Annotated in this window: 15 protein-coding genes; 7 read left to right on the top strand and 8 right to left on the bottom strand. The window is 64.2% G+C overall.

The features are described from left to right. Positions 1-24 precede the first annotated feature (24 nt). The 6 genes from xdhB (at position 25) to NCR98_RS03935 (ending at position 7,850) form a co-directional block, all read left to right on the top strand. Complete coding sequence (xdhB, locus tag NCR98_RS03960; RefSeq protein ID WP_250525562.1) at positions 25-2,388, top strand: xanthine dehydrogenase molybdopterin binding subunit; 2,364 nt, start codon at positions 25-27, stop codon at positions 2,386-2,388. A 36-nt stretch (positions 2,389-2,424) separates the two neighbouring features. Next, positions 2,425-3,441: a xanthine dehydrogenase accessory protein XdhC gene (xdhC, locus tag NCR98_RS03955; protein WP_244827396.1), complete on the top strand. Its 1,017-nt coding sequence runs from the start codon at positions 2,425-2,427 to the stop codon at positions 3,439-3,441. Positions 3,442-3,483: 42 nt separating this feature from the next. Then, entirely contained in the window at positions 3,484-4,506 is a 1,023-nt protein-coding gene (locus NCR98_RS03950) for an adenosine deaminase (protein ID WP_250525561.1), read from the top strand. Positions 4,507-4,509: 3 nt separating this feature from the next. Beyond that, on the top strand, positions 4,510-5,880 hold the full coding sequence (locus NCR98_RS03945) for an NCS2 family permease (RefSeq protein ID WP_244827394.1): 1,371 nt from the start codon (positions 4,510-4,512) through the stop codon (positions 5,878-5,880). Between the two features lie 27 nt (positions 5,881-5,907). Continuing rightward, positions 5,908-7,236, top strand: coding sequence for a guanine deaminase (gene guaD / locus NCR98_RS03940; protein WP_244827393.1), 1,329 nt, complete (start codon positions 5,908-5,910; stop codon positions 7,234-7,236). Between the two features lie 164 nt (positions 7,237-7,400). Continuing rightward, positions 7,401-7,850, top strand: coding sequence for a hypothetical protein (locus tag NCR98_RS03935; RefSeq protein WP_244827392.1), 450 nt, complete (start codon positions 7,401-7,403; stop codon positions 7,848-7,850). Here NCR98_RS03935 and NCR98_RS03930 read toward each other — a convergent pair. From NCR98_RS03930 to NCR98_RS03895, 8 genes are all read right to left on the bottom strand, one after another. Further along, positions 7,847-8,905 (bottom strand): 2-aminoethylphosphonate aminotransferase, encoded by a 1,059-nt coding sequence (locus NCR98_RS03930; RefSeq protein WP_244827391.1) that lies wholly within the window; start codon positions 8,903-8,905, stop codon positions 7,847-7,849. The two genes, NCR98_RS03935 and NCR98_RS03930, sit on opposite strands and share 4 nt — an antisense overlap. Further along, a complete protein-coding gene (gene aepY / locus NCR98_RS03925) occupies positions 8,905-10,062 on the bottom strand; it encodes a phosphonopyruvate decarboxylase (protein ID WP_250525560.1) in 1,158 nt (385 codons plus the stop codon). Before aepY ends, NCR98_RS03930 begins: the two co-directional genes overlap by 1 nt. After that, positions 10,055-11,743 (bottom strand): phosphoenolpyruvate mutase, encoded by a 1,689-nt coding sequence (gene aepX, locus NCR98_RS03920; protein ID WP_244827389.1) that lies wholly within the window; start codon positions 11,741-11,743, stop codon positions 10,055-10,057. Before aepX ends, aepY begins: the two co-directional genes overlap by 8 nt. Further along, complete coding sequence (locus NCR98_RS03915; RefSeq protein ID WP_250463907.1) at positions 11,740-12,513, bottom strand: phosphocholine cytidylyltransferase family protein; 774 nt, start codon at positions 12,511-12,513, stop codon at positions 11,740-11,742. The genes aepX and NCR98_RS03915 overlap by 4 nt, the downstream gene beginning before the upstream one ends. 24 nt (positions 12,514-12,537) lie before the next feature. Beyond that, entirely contained in the window at positions 12,538-13,554 is a 1,017-nt protein-coding gene (locus NCR98_RS03910; RefSeq protein ID WP_250525559.1) for a flippase-like domain-containing protein, read from the bottom strand. Next, the gene (locus NCR98_RS03905; RefSeq protein WP_250525558.1) at positions 13,551-14,366 is read right to left on the bottom strand and encodes a HalD/BesD family halogenase; all 816 of its coding nucleotides are present in this window, start codon (positions 14,364-14,366) and stop codon (positions 13,551-13,553) included. The genes NCR98_RS03910 and NCR98_RS03905 overlap by 4 nt, the downstream gene beginning before the upstream one ends. After that, positions 14,363-15,079, bottom strand: a complete 717-nt coding sequence (locus NCR98_RS03900; protein WP_244827987.1) for a CDP-alcohol phosphatidyltransferase family protein — start codon at positions 15,077-15,079, stop codon at positions 14,363-14,365. The genes NCR98_RS03905 and NCR98_RS03900 overlap by 4 nt, the downstream gene beginning before the upstream one ends. A 204-nt stretch (positions 15,080-15,283) precedes the next feature. Next, the gene (locus NCR98_RS03895) at positions 15,284-16,069 is read right to left on the bottom strand and encodes a DUF4136 domain-containing protein (RefSeq protein ID WP_502799708.1); all 786 of its coding nucleotides are present in this window, start codon (positions 16,067-16,069) and stop codon (positions 15,284-15,286) included. 195 nt (positions 16,070-16,264) lie between these two features. Here NCR98_RS03895 and pepN point away from each other — a divergent pair, with 195 nt between their 5' ends. Further along, positions 16,265-18,988: an aminopeptidase N gene (gene pepN, locus NCR98_RS03890; RefSeq protein ID WP_250525557.1), complete on the top strand. Its 2,724-nt coding sequence runs from the start codon at positions 16,265-16,267 to the stop codon at positions 18,986-18,988. Positions 18,989-19,145: the final 157 nt, after the last annotated feature.

The following is a 19,145-nucleotide window of genomic DNA, read 5'->3' as shown; positions in this document are numbered from 1 at the left end:
CGCCAGCGTCCAAAAGGACCCGCGATGAACAAGGCCAGCGAACCTATTCAGCTCGATGCCGCGCTCGACGCCGCCGGCGCCTCGCTGCCGCACGAGTCCGCGGCGCTGCATGTGAGCGGCGAAGCCATCTACACCGACGACATCGCCGAATTGCGCGGCACGCTGCACGCGGCGCTCGGCTTGTCGCGTCATGCGCACGCGCGCATCGTCTCGCTCGATCTCGACGCGATGCGCGCCGCGCCCGGCGTCGTCGCCGTACTCACCGCCGCCGACATTCCCGGCGAGAACAATTGCGGCCCCGTTCTGCACGACGACCCGATCCTCGCGGTCGACGAAGTGCAGTATCTCGGCCAGCCGGTCTTCGCCGTCATTGCCGAGACGCACGATCTCGCGCGCCGCGCCGCCGCGCTCGCGAAAAGCGAAGACGTCGTGCGCTACGAGCCGCTCGAAGCCGTGCTCACGCCGCGCGAAGCGAAAGCGCGCAAGGAGTTCGTGCTGCCGCCGCTGCATCTGCGGCGCGGCGATCCGGACGGACGAATCGCGGCGGCCAAACATCGGCTGTCAGGCGAATTCGAAGTCGGCGGACAGGAACAGTTCTATCTCGAAGGACAAGTCGCTTACGCCATCCCGAAAGAACAGCACGGCATGCTCGTGCATAGTTCGACGCAGCATCCGAGCGAGATGCAGCAAGTCGTCGCGCACATGCTCGCCTGGCCGACCAACGCCGTGTTGTGCGAATGCCGGCGCATGGGCGGCGGCTTCGGCGGCAAGGAATCGCAGTCGGCCGTCTTCGCGTGCGTCGCCTCGCTGGCGGCGCATCTGCTCAAGCGTCCGGTGAAGTTGCGCGCCGATCGCGACGACGACTTCATGATCACCGGCAAGCGCCACGACGCGGTCTACGAATATGAGTGCGGCTTCGACGACGACGGCCGCATCACCGGCGCGCGCGTGGAAATCGCGCTGCGGGCGGGTTATTCGGCGGACCTGTCGGGCGCGGTCGCGACGCGCGCCGTCTGTCATTTCGACAACGCCTACTTTCTCGGCGATGTCGATATCCGCGCCTTCTGCTGCAAGACCAACACGCAGTCGAACACGGCGTTTCGCGGCTTCGGCGGCCCGCAAGGCGCGCTCGTCATGGAAGTCATGCTCGACGAAGTCGCATATGCGTTGAAGCGCGATCCGCTCGACGTGCGGCGCGCGAATTACTACGGCATCGACGAGCGCAATGTCACGCCGTATGGTCAGCCGGTCGCGGACAACGTGATTGCGCCGCTCACGGACGAACTCATCGCAACGAGCGAATACGAATCGCGCCGCGCGCAAATCGCCGCGTTCAACGCGAAAAGCGCGGTGCTCAAGCGCGGTATCGCGTTCACGCCGGTCAAGTTCGGCATCTCGTTCAACGTGCCGTTTCTGAACCAGGCGGGCGCGCTCGTGCACGTCTACAAGGACGGCTCCGTGCTCGTGAATCACGGCGGCACGGAAATGGGCCAGGGGCTCAACACCAAGGTCGCGCAGGTGGTGGCGAGCGTGCTCGGCATCGGCTTGCAGCGCGTGCGCGTGACAGCGACGGATACATCGAAGATCGCGAATACATCGGCGACGGCGGCATCGACGGGAAGCGATCTGAACGGCAAGGCGGCGGAAGCGGCGGCGCTCACCATCCGCGCGCGTCTGGCGGAACTCGTGGTGAAGCAGCTCGGCGGCGCGGCCGCTGACGTGCGCTTTAATGGCGGCGTGGTGCAGGTCAACGGCGGGCAGATGCCGTTCGAGCAACTCGTGTCGGCCGCGTATCTCGCGCGCGTGCAGTTGTGGTCGGACGGCTTCTATGCCACGCCCAAAGTCCATTGGGACGCGCGGACGCTGCAAGGCCATCCGTTCTATTACTTCGCGTATGGCGCGGCGGTGTCCGAAGTCGTCATCGATACGCTCACCGGCGAATGGAAGCTTCTGCGCGCCGATCTGCTGCACGACGCCGGGCGCTCGATCAATCCGGCTATCGACGTCGGTCAGGTGGAAGGCGGCTTCATTCAGGGCATGGGATGGCTCACGACCGAGGAGCTCTGGTGGAACCGCGACGGACGCCTGATGACGCACGCGCCTTCCACTTACAAGATCCCGGCGATCAGCGATACGCCGCCCGTGTTCAACACCACGCTTTATCGCAACGACAACGCCGAGCCGACGATTTTCCGGTCGAAAGCGGTCGGCGAACCGCCCTTGCTGCTGGCGTTTTCGGTGCTGCTGGCAATCCGCGCGGCCATCGCCGCCAATACGGCCGATGCCGCTCACGCACCGCCGTTGCGCGCGCCCGCGACGCCCGAAGCGATCCTCGACGCGCTCGATGCATCCGTAACACAAAGCGCGGCCGCCGCCCCGGTAAACTAACGCCTGCGACAACGCAAAAGACTCTGGAGCCCCTCGATGCAAGTTTGGCTGACCGACCTGCAACACCTGCTCGCGCACGGCGATGCCGTCGTGCTCGTGACGGTCGCGCGTGTCGAAGGCTCCGCGCCGCGCGAGCCGGGCACGAAAATGATCGTCACGCGCGAGGAAGCCCGCTATACCATCGGCGGCGGCCATCTCGAATGGAAGGCGATCGAAACCGCCCGGCAAGTTCTGAAGGACGGCCAGCGCCGTCCGCACATGCGGCGGCTCGAGCGTTTCGCGCTCGGTCCGAGCCTCGGCCAGTGCTGCGGCGGTGCGGTCGTTCTGTCGTTCGAGCGGCTCGATGTCGGCGATCTCAACTGGGTGACGTCGCTCGCGAAGCGCACGGCGCAAGGTCTTTCGACCGTGCGCAGCGTATCGTTCGCGCCGATGCCCGATGCCGTCATGCTCTCCGACCCCGAACCGGGCGCCGAAGACACCGACTGTCTCCTGTGGGACGGCGCGGGCTTCGACGAAAGCGGCGCGCTGCTCACCGAGACCATCGCGCCGCGCGATTTCCAGGTCGTGCTGTTCGGCGCGGGCCATGTCGGGGCCGCGCTCGTGCGCGTGCTCGCGACCTTGCCGTGTCACGTCACCTGGGTCGACGAACGCGACGCGGCCTTCCCCGCCGCGCAGTTCGTGCCGGATAACGTGAGCATCGAGCCGAACGACGCGCCGGACGAAGCCATCGACCAGGCGCGGCCCGGTACGTACTTCATCGTGATGACGCACAACCATACGGTGGATCTCGAACTCGCCGCACGAATTCTCGCGCGTGGCGATTTCGCGTTCTTCGGCATGATCGGCTCGCATACCAAGCGCAAGCAGTTCGAGCACCGGCTCGCGGCGCGCGGGATCGACCCCGCGCGTATCGGCCGGATGGTGTGTCCGATCGGTATCGACGGCATCGTCGACAAAGCGCCGGAAGTGATCGCCGTTGCAGCGGCAGCCCAACTGCTGCAAGCGGTCGAAGCCAACGCCAGTACTTCTGCGTCGTCGCAGCAGACCGCCTGACTAGCCGCAGGCGGAAGTCCCAGCCCCAACAAAGACAAGCCCATGAATCCCACACTCGCCGACAAGATTGCGCGCGCGCCCAAGGCGGAGTTGCATATCCATATCGAAGGATCGCTCGAACCCGAGCTGATTTTCGCGCTGGCGAAACGCAACGGCGTAACGCTCGCCTACGATTCCATCGACGCCTTGCGCGCGGCCTACGCCTTCACCGATCTGCAGTCGTTCCTCGACATCTACTACGCTGGCGCGAGCGTGCTGCTGCACGAGGAAGACTTCTACGACATGACGACGGCCTACGTCGAGCGCGCGCTCGCGGACCACGTCACGCATACGGAAATCTTCTTCGATCCGCAAACGCACACCGAACGCGGCGTTTCCATCGACACGGCGGTGGCCGGTATCGAGCGCGCGCTCGCCGAAGGCGAAAAGCGTGGTCTCACGTCGAAAATCATCCTGTGCTTCCTGCGCCATCTTTCCGAGGAAGACGCGCTCGCCACCTTCGATGCCGCGTTGCCGCTGTTCGACCAGTACGCGCATCGGCTGATCGGTGTCGGGCTGGATTCGTCGGAGCGCGGCCATCCGCCGTCGAAGTTCGAGCGCGTGTTCGCGAGAGCGCGCGAACGCGGCCTCAAGCTCGTCGCGCACGCGGGCGAGGAAGGCCCGCCGTCGTATGTCTACGAAGCGCTGGATCTGCTCAAGGTGGATCGCGTCGATCACGGCGTGCGCAGCATCGAAGACGCGGCGCTCGTCGCGCGTCTCGCCGACTCGCGCATTGCGCTCACGGTCTGCCCGCTCTCGAACATCAAGCTCTGCGTGTTCGACGACATGGCGAAGCACACGCTCAAGGACCTGCTCGATCAGGGCGTCGCGGTCATGGTGAATTCGGACGATCCCGCCTACTTCGGCGGCTACGTCAACGCGAACTATTTCGCCATCGTCGATGCCCTGAAGCTCTCGGATCACGAGGTCTACACGCTCTTGCGCAACAGCCTCGAAGCCTCGTTCGTCACCGATGAAGAACGCGCCGCGATGATCGCGCGCCTGGACACGCACTGGAAGCAGTAAGAAATGGAAAGCACGGCAACAACTCAACGCGACGCCACCGCGCTCGAACGCTTCTTCGGCGTGCGCGCGGCGGGCTCGCTCGTCAAGACCGAAGTCGTCGCGGGCATTACGACGTTTCTCACGGCGATGTACATCATCGTCGTCAATCCGGGCATTCTCTCGCAGGCGGGCGTGCCGTTTCCGGCGGCGCTCACGGCCACCGTCATCGTCAGTTTTCTCGGCAGTTGCGCGATGGGCCTTTACGCGCGCAATCCGGTGCTCGTCGCGCCGGGCATGGGCATGAACGCGCTCTTTGCGTTCGTCATGGTTCACGGCGGCAAGATGCCGTGGCAGACCGCGCTCGGCTGCGTGTTCTGGGCCGGCGTGATCTTCGCGGTGCTCGCGATCTTCAACGCGCGCAAGCTCGTGGTCGACGCCATTCCCGACAATCTGCGGCACGCGGTTTCGTGCGGCATCGGCTTGTTCATCAGCCTCATCGGGCTCGTGAACGCGAAGTTCGTGGTGGGCGATCCGGTGACCATCGTGCATTCGGCATCGCTCAATCCGGTGGTCATCACGTTCCTGATCGGGCTTGCCGTGACGACCATATTGGTGGCGCGCAAGACCACCGGCGCGCTCATGCTCGGCATCGTGTTCACGACGATCATCGCGATTCCCATCGGCCGCTATTGGGGCGACGGCACCGCTTACTGGCCCGCCGCCATCGCCACGAAAACGCTCGTCAACTGGAACGGGTTCGTGTCCGCGCCGGACTTTTCCGCGCTCGGCCAGCTCGATTTGATCGGCGCGCTGAAGGTGGCCTACTGGCCATTCATCTTCGTGATGCTGTTCACCTCCTTCTTCGACGCGCTCTCCACTTTCATGGCGATCTCCGAAGCCGGCAAGCTCTACGATAAGGACGGCAACCCGCGCAACATCCGCCAGTCGATGATGGTCGACGCCTTCTCCGCGCTCGTTTCCGCGCCGCTCGGCACGAGTCCGGCGAACGCGTATATCGAGTCGGCGGCGGGCATTTCGGCGGGCGGGCGCACGGGACTCGTCGCCGTCGTCGCGGGCCTGTGCTTCCTGCCGTTCCTGTTTCTCTCGCCGCTTCTGTCGCTCGTGCCCGCCATCGCCACCGCGCCCGCGCTGGTGCTCGTCGGCGTGTTCATGATGGAAGCCATCACCAAGATCGAATGGCAGCGCTTCGACGAAGCCATTCCCGCGTTCCTCGCGATGATCCTCATCCCGCTCACGTATTCGATCACGGACGGGGTCGCGTATGGCTTTCTCGCGTTCGTCGTGCTCAAGTCGGCGACAGGACGCGCGAAGGAAATCAAGCCGGCGATGTGGATCATCGCGGGCTTTTCGTTAGTGCTGCTTTCACAGCTTTGAAAACCACGAGATTGGAGACGTTGCATCATGACTCAAACCGCCTACCGCGCCCAGCTGCTCACCTTCCGGGAAGATCCCGCGCATGCCGCCGACGGCGCGGTCCATGAGGCCGATGGCCTCTTGATCGTCGAAGATGGCAAGGTGGTCGCGGCGGGTTCGTATGCGTCGGTGCGCGACAAGCTCGCCGCGGACGCCACCGTGCATACGCTGCGCGACAAGCTGATCGTGCCGGGCTTCATCGACTCGCACATCCACTATCCGCAGACGGACATGATCGCGTCGCCCGCGCCGGGCCTCTTGCCGTGGCTCAACACGTACACGTTTCCGACGGAACGCGGCTTCGAGAATCCGGCGGTCGCGCGCGAAACGGCGAGCTTCTTCATCGACGAACTGCTGGCCAGCGGCACGACCACCGCGCTCGTCTATTGCACGGTCCACAAGCAATCCGCCGATGCCTTCTTCACCGAAAGCGAAGCGCGCAACCTGCGCATGGTCGCGGGCAAGGTGCTGATGGACCGCAATTGTCCCGAGTTCCTGCGCGACACCGCGCAGTCGGGCTACGACGACAGCGACGAACTGATCGGGCGCTGGCATGGCCGCGGGCGTCAGCAATATGCGCTCACGCCGCGCTTCGCGCCGACCTCGACGGAAGCGCAGCTCGAAGCCTGCGGCGTGCTCGCGCAGAAGCATCGGGACGTGTTCATCCAGAGTCACGTGGCGGAGAACACCGACGAGATCAAGTGGGTCGAGAGCCTGTTTCCGGGACACCGCAGCTATCTCGACATCTACGATCACTACGGTCTGTTGCGACGCCGCGCGGTGTACGGCCACTGCATCTATCTCGACGATGCCGACCGTCAGCGCATGGCCGAAACGGGCGCGGTGGCGTCACACTGTCCCACGTCGAACCTGTTTCTCGGCAGCGGCCTCTTCGACTTCGACAAGGCCGGCGCCTCGAACATGCCGGTTGCGCTCGCAACGGACGTCGGCGGCGGCACCTCGTTCTCCATGCTGCAGACCATGAACGAAGCGCACAAGGTCGCGCGTCTGACGGGGCATCATCTGACGGCGACGCGCATGTTCTGGCTCGCGACGACGGGCGCGGCGCAAGTGCTCGAACTCGACGACAAGATCGGCACGCTCGCGCCCGGCAGCGAAGCGGATTTCGTCGTACTCGACCCGGCTGCGACGCCGCTGCTCGCACGCCGCACGCAGCGCGTGAATACGCTTGAGGAACTGCTGTTCGCGTTCGCGCTTCTCGGCGACGATCGCGCGGTGTACGAGACGTATGCGGCCGGCAAGCGCGTGCATTCGCGCGAGCGTCGGCAGACGGCGGCGCTGGAACTGGCGGCGTAGTCGAGCATTACGCTGCGGAGTTCCGCGAAGTTCGGGTTACTGATTGCCAACCGGCAGCCAGTAGCCCGTTTCTTTTTAGAACGATGGCCGCCATTCGAGCATGGCGTGTGCATAGCGGATAAAGTGGAGCCTCCGCGTTCAACCATTCGTTCGCAATGGCCTCCATGAAGCACACCGCGCGCACTTCCCGCATCGCCGTCAAGACCGCTCTCGTTTCATTGCTCGCGTTGCCGGCGCTCTGTCAGGCTTTTGGAATCGAAGGCCCGCTCGACTGCCATTCCAACGCGCATGATTTCATCGCGCCGCTCCTGGAAACCAATCTCATCGAAACCAAGCCCATGCGCGTCGAGCCGAATTCGATCAACGCGTTCCGGCCGGTCAAGGGCGTGAATCTCACGGCTTACGGATTCAAGATTTACGCGGTGGTGGGATATCAGAAGAACGATCCGATCTTCAAGGAAGGCAAGGGCGACCCGATCGGCGATTCATCCTACGGCGCCGTCGTTTGGGGCGGCGACGACGAAGTGCTGAAGAAGGTGCGCGATGCGGGCAGCGACGCGGTCGTGCACCACGTCGCGCCCTTCATCACGGCGATTTTTTGCAAGCGTTCCTAGCGCAGCAATTCCGCAACCGACGAAAGCAGGCGCTGCATGTCGTTGGAATCCAGCGCGCCCATCGTCGAGATACGGAACAGTTCCTTCGACAAGCCGCCCTGCCCTGCGTAGATGACGAAACCTTTCGCCTTCAACGCGTCGTGCAGCTTCTCGTAATTCACGCCAGCAGGCAGGCGATACGCCCGCAATACCACCGACGACTCCTGCGCCGGCAACGCGCTCTCGATGCCGAGCGCAGCCAAACCCGCGCGCACCTGCTCGGCGAGCGTCGCGTAACGCCGATGCCGCGCGCGCCAGCCGCCTTCTTCCTCGAACTCGCGCAGTGCTTCGACGAGGGCGTAATACGCATGCACCGATGGCGTGAACGGCGTATTGCGCTCGTCCTGCAGTTTGGCCAGACGCGCGATGCCAAGGTAGTACGTGCGGCTCGCGGCGTTCTGCAAGGCATCGCGCCGCGCGATGACGAACGCCGCGCCCGGCACGCCGTGCAGGCATTTGTTGGCTGTCGCCGCCACCGCGACGATGCCGCCGCCGTCGAAGTCGATCGCCTCGGCGCCGAAGCTGCTGACGGCATCGACGAGCAACCCGATGCCGCGTTCGGCGCACGCGCGTGACAGCGTGTCGAGCGGGTTCAGGCGCCCTGTCGTGGTCTCGTGATGGATGATCGCGACATGCGAGAAGCCATCGAGACGCGCGATGATCGCATCGGTATCCGGCGCCTGCATCCACTCGTATTTCACGACTTCATGGTCGATGCGGTACTGCTTCGCGATCTGCGCGATGCGCTCGCCATACACGCCGTTCTCGACGATCAGAAGCCGCCCGCCTTCCGGCACGATGCCCGCAATCATGCTCTCGACGGCGGCCGTGCCCGAACCGGTCATCAACACGGCGCTCCACTTCGCGGGATCGAGTTCGTAAGCGGCGACGAGACGCTTGCGCGCTTCGTCCTGAAGGTCGAAGAACTCCGGCTCGCGATGGCACAAGTCGGTCTGTAAAAGGCTCTTGCGCACGCGTTCGGACAGCGTGACGGGACCAGGATTGAGCAGCAGCATCAGCGGTCTCCAATGTGTCGTTGCAGACGCGCGCGCACGTCTTCGGGCGTGATCTTCGGACGCGGCAAGTCGCCCGGCGTGCCGGCGCGAATCGACAGCCGGGCAAAGCGCGCGCCATTCACGTCGCGCGCTTGCAGCAGGCGGTCGATCACGCCGATGTCGTCGCCATCGAGCGCGAGCGCGTAGCCGCAGGCGGAAGCGATCGACGCGAAATCGACACCGCGCGAAACCGTCGCCTGACCGCCGGTGGATTCGTGTGCGCCGTTGTCGAGCAGCAAGTGCACGAGGTTCGGCGGCCCGTAAGCGCCGAGCGTGGCGAACACGCCCATGCGCATGAGCGCGGCGCCGTCGCCGTCGAGCGCGACCACGGTCAGATCCGGGCGCGACAGCGCGAGGCCGAGCGCCATCGGCGTGACGCAGCCCATCGAGCCGACGAGATAGAGCTGGTTCGCGCGGTCATCGATTGCATAGAGTTCGCGGCCGCAAAATCCCGTCGACGCCAGCACGACCGTTTCGCCGGCAGGCGTGTTCGCGATCACGCGTTCGAGCGCCGCATGACGCGTCACGCGCTCGCCTTCGAAGCGCTGCACGGCGGCAGGCGTGGCGTTCGACTTGACGCCCGACAAGCCGGTCTTCTTGAGCTCGAAAGGCGCAACGCTGCCCTTTCGCATGACGAGCGCATACGGGCGGCCCGTCTTGTCAATATACGCCGTCGCGCGGTCGAGCGCCGGACCGATGGCTTCGCTTTCCGTCGGAAACAGTTCCCACGGAATCTCCATCGTTTCGAGCATCTGCGGCGTCACGGGACCCATGAGCGCGTGTTGCGGCTCATCGGCGACGCCTGGCTGGCCGCGCCACGTCACGATCAGCAACTGCGGCAGGCGAAACGTCCACGTGAGCGACGTCAGGGGACTCACCGCATTGCCCAAGCCGGAGTTCTGCATCATGGCGATGCCGCGACGTTTGCCCGCGCCGCCGAGCGCGACGCCCGCGATCAGCGCGACGGCGTCGCCTTCATTCGCCGCCGAGACGTAATGCAGCGAGTCGTCCTGCAGCACGTAGTTGATGAACGGCGTGAGATACGAGCAAGGCACGCCCGCGTACCAGTCGAAGCCACGCGCGCGCGCCGCTTCGACGAACCCGGCAGCTTCAATCACGCTCGTTCTCCGTGCCGACCGGCATTTGACCGTGCGCGAAATCGCCGGCGCGACGGAAGTCGTCGAGGTCGTTCACGCCGCGCCAGTGGCCGTGCACGTATTGCACTTCGACCTTCTTGCCCGCCGCGACCAGTGCATTGAGCAGCGCGGCCATGTCGAGCTTGTCGAAGTCGGCGCGTTGCTGCAATTGCTTGAGCGTGGTTTGCAATGCTTCTCGCGCGTTGGCGCGCACGTTGATGAGGCCGATCCAGCGGCCTTGCGGTGCGCGGCCATCGGTCAGATTCTGGCCCGCGCCGACCACGCTTTGCAGCCAGACTTTCTGGCCGAAGAGCGAACGGTCGTCGGCGTGCGAGCAATACGCGAAGTCGGTGCCGCTCGCGCCCGCTTGCGGCGCCTGCGACGAATCCACCACCACGCAGAAGTCGCTATCCGATTCCACCAGATCGCGCAGGATATAGCTGCGGAACAAAAGATCGCCGTACGAAAGCACGGTGTCGCCGCTCATATGCTTCACGGCACACGCGAGCGATGCCAGCTCGCCCGTCGTCTCGTGCTCCGCGTTGACGACGAGACGGATACCGGACGCATCGATCGCATCGGCGCGATAACCGCCGACCACCGTGATGTCGTTGATGCCTTCCTTCTTGAATGCCTCGGCCAGATGGCGCAAGAGCGGCTTGCCCGCGACCGGCAGCATGACTTTCGGACGCTCGGCGGTCAGCGCTTCGAGGCCCGCGCCACGGCTTGCCGCCAGCACCACGGCGCTGCGTTGCGCGTTGGCCGAACTCAGATAGATGTTCTCGGCGGCCGAGTATTCGTCGGCATCCTGCAGACGGAAAATTTCGTTGACCGACGCAATGCGGTCTTCCACGTTGATAAGCGTCTCGCTATCGTGGATTTCCTTCGCGATGGCCTGCATGGCCGAGACCGCGCCGCGAATCAGATGGTTCGCCCAGATCACCGTGCTGATGCCCGCCTGACGGAACACATCGGTCGGCGTGCTGTAGTACTTCGTCGGCACGATGACGAGCGGCCCGCGCCCGGCCCATTCGCGCGCGAAGGTCAGGATTTCGTCGGGCTTCGAGAGCTTGCTGTGAATCAGGATGGCGTCCGCGCCCGCCTGGCGATACGCCTCGGCGCGCTTCAACGCTTCTTCCATGCCCCAGCCCGCGATCAGCGCTTCCACGCGCGCGACGATGGAGAAGTTCGGGTCGCTCTGCGAGTCCTTGCCGGCTTTGATCTTGCCGCAGAATTCGTCGATATCGGCGAGCGGCTGCGCTTCGCCGTTGATGAAGCTGTTGGTCTTCGGAAACTGCTTGTCTTCGATACACACGCCCGCGATGCCACGCTGCTCCAGCTTCTTGACGAGTCGGCGCACGTTGTTGAAGTTGCCGTAGCCGGTGTCGCCGTCGAGGAGAATGGGCAAGTCGCTGGCGTCGGCCATGAATTCGAGGTTGTCGACGACCTGCGTCCAGCTTGCTTCGTTGTTGTCGCGCACGCCGAACTGCGCGGAGATCGACAGGCCCGAGCCCCAGATCGCCTTGAAGCCCGCTTCCTTGGCGATGCGCGCGGAAATGCCGTTGTGCGCCTCCATCAGGAATTCGAGGCGATTGCTTTGCAGCATCTCGCGCAGGCGCAGCGTGCGCGAAAAACCGACGGGAAGTTGCGAGGGTGCGTTCATTTCAGGGCTCCGGCAAACTGACTGAGGGCGTTCAATTGCGGCAGCACGTCGAGAGCCGCGCGCGTCACGTCGTTTTGAAAGTCGATTTCGATCCACGGTGCGCCGGTGACATCGGCGATATCGAACACGTGGCGCTTTTCCAGCAACAGGTCGCGCACCGCTTCTTCATGCGGCAAGTTCGCACGCCCGGTTCCCACGTAATCCGCGACGATTTCGGCCAGGCGCTGCGCCGTCTTCTGATCGAAGCGAAAGAATCCCACCGATTCGCCGATCGTGTCGTAATCCAAGCCCGCCGCCACTTGCTTGCGCAGTTCGACCGGCACGCCGTGCGCCACGCACAGCTTCACCGGCTCGTCGCCGGCTTCGAAGTCGCGGTCGATCAAAAGACGGTTCGCCGAGCCGCCCGCCACCAGCGGCGCGAGAATGCGTTCGTCGTAGAGCACGTCGGCGTCCATCAGGAGGACATCGCCGCCGCGTGTCATGGCGTCGCGCGCGGTATGCACGGAGAGCACGCTGCCAAGCGAGAAGTCGGCGTTGATCACCGTTTCCGTCTTGGGCTTCCAGTCGATGCCCGCCAGTTCCGCGTCGATCTGTTCGTGCTTGAAGCCCGTCACGAAGACGACTTCATCGACACCGGCTGCCTTCAGCAAGTGCAGATGGCGCTCAAGGAGCGACGCGTCGCCGAAACGCAAGAGACACTTCGGCTTTTGCTGGCCTTCGGGCTGCACGAGGCGCAAGCCCATCCCGGCCGCAAGGATAATTGCGCGCATGGTGTGATTCCCTTCGAGGGTGGTTCAGTCGATTTCCGGCACACGCGCGAGACGGCGGCGCTGCCAGCCTTTTTCAACGAAATGCAGATAGACGATGCCCGGCACGCCAAGCAGCAACTCGCGCGCACGTTTCACAAGCGACAGCGCGAGCGCCGCTTCGGGCGGCAGGCCGACCAGACGTGCGAGCAGCAGATAGCCGCCTTCCTGCACGCCGAGCGAACCGGGAATGGCGAACGCCGCGCCGCGAATGGCCTGGCCGAGACTTTCGAGCAGCAGCGCTTCGGTCCAGCCGACCGGGTGCCCGAGCAGACTCAGCGCGAGCCACACTTCGCCCGTGCCGACCACCCAGCCGACGAGGCTCAGGCCGAAGCTCGCCGCCACCTTGCCGCGTTCGCGATACATCTCGTGGACGGCGGTATCGACCGCTTCGGCGCGTGTGACGAGCGAAGACCAGTCGTGCTTCTTCGAGAAGCGCGCCGCGATGCCGGAGGCGAAGCGCATGGCGCGACCGAAGAGACCGCGCCGCTGCGCCAGATAGAAGCCGAGAATCATCGCGCCGATCACGCCGATGACCGCGAGCACCGCGATCCGTACGGTGGAAGCGGAGCCGCCCGTCGCGTAACCGGTGAGGAGCACGACGCCGACCAGCGCGAAAAGCAATTGCGCGACCGTCTGCATGGTCGTGCTGACGGTAATGACCGCGGCGGCGTCGCGGGCGCGCATGCCGCGCTGCGTGAGATAGCGGACCATGAGCATCGGTCCGCCGATCTGCCCGGCGGGCATCAGGCTGTTGACCGATTCACCCGTCCAGCGCGCGAGCAAGGCATCGCGCAAGGAGACGTCGCGTTCGTCGTTCGAGAAGAGACTGCTGATAGCGATTGCATCGATGAAAAGCGGCACGAAATGGAAGGCCGCGACGGCGACGAGTCCCCAGCCCGCCGCGGCGAGCGTCGAGGCCACGGAGCCGAAGCCTTGCCAGCCGAGCAGCGCGACGAACAGAACCACGCCGGCCGACAGCAGGAAGGTGCCAGCGCGACTCATGCGGCGCCGTTCTTGCCGCCCTTGCGGCGAAAGACCTGCTTGAAACCGAAGTACGCGATCGAATCTTTCATGTTCGAGATGAAGCGCTGAAACGGCTTCATGTTCGGGTCCGTCACGTATTCGAACGTAAGCGAGACGCGCATTTCATTTTCGCCGAGCGGCGTGATGCGATGACGCAGCTTGTCGCCGTCGAAGAAGACGAGCGCGCCCGGCGGATACTGCACCGAGCCCGGCTGATCGGGAATCCCGGGCGTGCGCGTGTGCAGTTCGTAGTCGAGACGGCAGGAGGAGTCGTCGATGACACCGAGCAACAGCGTGTAACGGCGGCCGTTGTAATACGAAGTGTCGTAGTGCCAGCCGATGTGATCGCCTGGCCGCGTATAGAAATACAGCGCGTAGGCGTGCGCGTCGTCTTCGGGCGAAAGTTGCAGTTTGTCGCCCGTCAGCGTTTCAAGCCACTCGATGAGGGCTTCCGAGCGGTACAGGTCCGCGATGAACGGCGCAAGCTTGTCGAGCGTATGACGGCTCACGCTGCCGCCCGCCTTGTGCCCCGGCAAGTAATTGCGATTCACGGCGGGCAGGACATCGTGCACGGCGGCGATCAGGCGCTCGGTGTACTCGCGCGGCAAAAAGTCTTCGAGGTAGAGAAACGCGCCCTGCTTGTCGTAGTCCTGGCGCAATTGCGGCGTCGGCAGCGCCGAGATGCGCGCGGACAACGTCGTGTCGATGTCGCGCGCGCTCGGCGTGGCTTTGCTGGTCCCGTTGCTCGTTTCGTTGAGCTTGTCGTGAAGTGGGGTTGCCGTATCGCTCATCTCACCGCCTGGAAGTCCTTGCCGTTCTCGCTACGCGTTTGCGCCTGGCTCGCGCTCGAGCTCTTTGCGCGACGCTCGCGACGCATCACGCGTTGATAATCCACCGCCACGTAGATCGCGAAAAGCGGCGCGCCGATGGCCGCCGCGATCAGAAACGGCGTCATGCCGTTCAGGATGGTAATCACCGGCAGCAGGTAAAGCACGTCCTCGGTTTCGAAGCCCGCCATCGACGCCTGCTTCGTGGCGGCCTTGCCGACCGTCGACTCGATCCGCATGCGAAGGAAAAAGATCAACGCAACGGCAATGCCCGCGATGCCGCCGAGCCACTGCGCCGAAACGGGCCACGCCGGATGATGCACGCTCACGTAAAAGCCGATGCCCGCGAACAGCAGCACGGTGACGAGCGCATCGCACGCGAGGTCGTACAGGTGGCCGATCCTGCTCGACTGACCGCTGATACGCGCGAGCTCGCCGTCGGTGTGATCGACGAGATTCGACAGTGCGATCAGCAACGCGCCGAGCGTGCAAAGCCAGAACGAACCGAGCGACAAATAGTACGCGCCGCCAAGACCGATGGCGAGCCGTAGTGTCGTAAGGTGATTGGGCGTTACCGGCGTTCCGACGAGTGGCGTGACGAGACGGCGGGCAATGCGCGCGTCCCATGTCGATGGTTCGGGAACGGCTTTCGGGCTGGGCGGACACGATTTTGTCATCACGCGAATATATCGCTATTTCGCGCAAGCTGCATATATTGCGACTCATTCCGACGGCGTCGGAACCTTGTTTAGCGGGGCCGGACGCGTGTTTTGATCCATGCCCGCTCGCCGCAAACGATTGTCGCGATTCGCCCCGAAGCAAATATTTCCGATTCGTTTTGACGGAACAGGCGCCCCGTTTCGATTCGGGGCGCTTGCGGATCACTGAATGGTCGCGGGCGGCGGCGCGTCGCGCGGCGGCGGAGGCGGTGGCGCATTGGGCGGTGGGATGGGTACGCTGCGCTCGTTGCCGATGGATGCCGTGGTTTCGCTCGACATGCCGCCGTTCTTGTCGACAGGAATGGTGACCGTGCGAACCGTGCCGTTGCCGAGCGGGAAGTCGGCCAGCGCGCTGCGCGTGAGATACGGCATGGCGTGATAGAGCGACGGATCTTCCGTGGAATTGACCGCCGTCACCTTATAGACTTCACGCCCGGAAGCACGCTCGTTCATGCGAATCTGCAGCGCGTGGATATAAACCGGGAAGCTTTGATCGACGTAGCCCGTTGGGCCCCACGGGCCACCGCCGTAGCCATAGCCGCCCCAGCCGCCGCCCCATGGTCCGAAGCCCGGGCGCCCCCACGGACCGTACATCGGCCAGGGATCGTAATAGACGGGCTGGCGCACCGTCATCAAATCGCCGCGTACCGAATAATTGAGCGCCACCTTGTAGTTCGCGCTCGCTTCCGGCGCCTGACGGAACGAATACTTCGAAAGCTCCGTGGCGACGAGCGTCTCGTAAGTCGTCTGCTCGATGCTGTTCTGCTGATCGTTGTTGCGCGCGAAGGCGTAGGTACGGGTGGCGTCGCTGCCGCCGCTCCAATCCGAGAACGCGGTGACTTGCGTCTGCACGTAGGTCGTGCAGCCGGCAAGCCAGAGCACGCCAAGCGCGAGCGCCGCGCGGGCCAGCATGCGCCACGGGCCGCTGCCTTCGATCCGGGAAATCATGGTCTTCCTCGCTTCGTTCAATGTCGTTCCGGTTTGAGCCGCTCTTGCTGTGGCCGCGGACGCCTCGCTGACCGTCCGGCTTCACGATCGGCGGTCGTTCAGTACAATGGTTCGACATGCCGCGCCCGCTTTTGTGCCCGAAACCACCCGGCTCACGAGCGCGACCGCGCCGCTCAACTCACTCAAGATCTTGCCATGTCCACCACGACCGAAACGACCGCATCCACCGTGATCCGCCGCCAGGACTACACGCCACCCGCGTTCCTGATCGATTCCGTCGCGCTCGAGTTCGATCTCGTGCCCTCGCGGACCGTTGTCAGAAACAGCATGCGTCTGCATCGCAACCCGGACGCGGCGGACAACACCGCGCGGCTCGAACTGATCGGCGAGCAACTCGAATTCGTTAGCGCGACCATCGACGGCAAGCCGCATACGGACGTCCGTGTAAGCGATAACGGTCTGTCCATCGGCAATATTCCGGGCGACGCGTTCGAACTCGTCATTGAAAGCGTCTGCAATCCTGCCGCGAACACCACGCTGTCGGGGCTTTATGTGTCGAGCGGCAACTTCTTCACGCAGTGCGAGGCGGAAGGTTTCCGGCGCATCACCTATTTCCTCGACCGTCCGGACGTGATGGCAACCTACACCGTGACCCTGCGCGCCGACAAGACCGCGTATCCGGTGCTGCTCTCGAACGGCAATCTGATCGATGAAGGCGACCTGCCCGACGGCCGCCACTTCGCCGTCTGGGAAGACCCGTTCAAGAAGCCGAGTTATCTCTTCGCGCTGGTCGCCGGCAAGCTGGTGAGGATAGAAGAGCGCATTCAGTCCGGTTCGCGAGAGAAGCTGCTGCAGGTCTGGGTCGAGCCGCACGATCTTGACAAAACGCGCCACGCCATGGATTCGCTCATCCACTCCATTCGCTGGGACGAGAAGCGCTTCGGGCTGGAACTGGATCTGGACCGCTTTATGATCGTCGCGGTCAGCGACTTCAACATGGGCGCAATGGAGAACAAGGGCCTCAATATCTTCAACACGAAGTACGTGCTGGCCAATCCGGAAACCGCGACCGATATCGACTTCTCCAACATCGAAGCGGTCGTCGGACACGAGTACTTCCATAACTGGACCGGCAACCGCGTGACTTGCCGCGACTGGTTCCAGTTGAGCCTGAAAGAAGGCCTCACTGTCTTCCGCGACCAGGAATTTTCCGCCGATATGGCCGCGGGCGACGTGGACGGCGCGGCGAGCGCGGCCGCGCGCGCGACCAAGCGGATCGAGGACGTGCGCGTCTTGCGTCAGATGCAGTTCGCCGAGGACGCCGGCCCGATGGCGCATCCGGTGCGCCCGGAAAGCTACGTCGAGATCAATAATTTCTACACGATGACCGTCTACGAGAAAGGCTCGGAAGTCGTGCGGATGTATCAGACACTCTTTGGCCGCGAGGGTTTTCGCAAAGGCATGGACCTGTACTTCCAGCGCCACGACGGTCAGGCCGTGACTTGCGACGACTTCCGTCACGCCATGGCCGACGCTAATAACCGCGACCTCGCGCAATACGAGCGCTGGTACAGCCAGGCGGGCACGCCGCGTGTGTCGGTGCGCGCTTCCTACGACGCCGCCGCCAAGCGCTACACGCTGACGCTCGCGCAAGGCTACGCCGAGGGCAACGAAGCCGCGCGCGCCACGCAACAAGGTCCGCTCCTGATTCCGTTCGCGGTCGGTCTGATCGGCGCGAATGGCGCGGATTTGCCGCTTCGTCTCGAAGGCGAAAAAGAGCCGAACGGCACGACGCGCGTGCTCGAATTCACGGAGCGCGAACAGTCGTTCACTTTCGTCGATGTGAGCGAAGCGCCGCTGCCCTCGCTGCTGCGCAATTTCTCGGCACCGGTGATCGTCGAATTCGACTACACGAACGAACAACTGGCGTTTCTGCTGGCCCACGACAGCGATCCCTTCAATCGCTGGGAAGCCGGTCAGCGGCTCGCCACGCGCGAACTGCTGGCGCTCGCAGCGCGCGCGGCCAAGGGCGAAACGCTCACGCTCGATAGCGACATCATCGCGGCATTTTCCCGCGTACTCGACGACACCACGCTCACGCCCGCTTTCCGCGAACTCGCAATGATGCTGCCGTCGGAAAGCTATCTCGCCGAGCAGATGTCCGTCTCCGACCCCGCCGCCGTGCACGCGGCGCGCGTGTTCATGAGCCGCCAGCTCGCGGCAGGACTGCGCGACAAGTGGCTCGCCGCTTACGAGGCGAACCGCACGCCGGGCGAATATCGTCCGACGCCGGAAGATGCGGGCAAGCGCGGCCTGAAGAACCTCGCCCTTGCCTACCTGAGCCAGCTCGACGACCCGAGCGAAGCCATCAGGCTTGCCGAGGCTCAATACGATTCGGCCGACAACATGACGGATCGTTCGGCGGCGCTTTCCGCGCTGCTCCTGGCAAGCGCGACAGCGGGCGCCGATCCCACCGTCGCCGACACCGCGCTCGACGACTTTTATCGCCGCTTCGAGCACGAGGCGCTCGTAATCGACAAGTGGTTCGCGCTGCAGGCGACGCAGCGTGGCGGGCCGGACCGCAAGATCATCGAGATCGTGCGCCAGTTGATGCAGCATCAGGCGTTCACGCTGAAGAACCCGAATCGCGCGCGCTCGCTGATTTTCAGTTTCTGCAGCGGCAACCCGGCGCAGTTCCACGCGCCCGACGGTTCCGGCTACGCGTTCTGGGCCGAACAGGTCATCGCGCTCGATGCGCTCAATCCGCAAGTCGCCGCCCGCCTCGCGCGCGGCCTCGAATTGTGGCGCCGCTTCACGCCACAGTTGCGCGAGAAGATGCATGCGGCGTTGACCGAAGTGGCGTCGAAAGCGAAATCGCGCGATGTGCGCGAAGTCGTCGAAAAGGCGCTCGCCGCTTAATCACTGATTCATCACACTTTTTTACTGTTTAGCGGCCACCACGTGTTGTTTAGCGCGGTGGCCGTTCTTGCTTATGTCGGGCATCAGCGGCCTCTGTCATACGGAGCGCATGGGGCAAGCGGTTAGAATCATGAGATTCGTCAAACGCTCACGGAGC

Source organism: Caballeronia sp. GAWG2-1 (assembly GCF_023631405.1).
Classification (GTDB): domain Bacteria; phylum Pseudomonadota; class Gammaproteobacteria; order Burkholderiales; family Burkholderiaceae; genus Caballeronia.
Note: the sequence above shows the minus strand (reverse complement) of the source record. Positions and strands in the feature narration are given on the sequence as shown.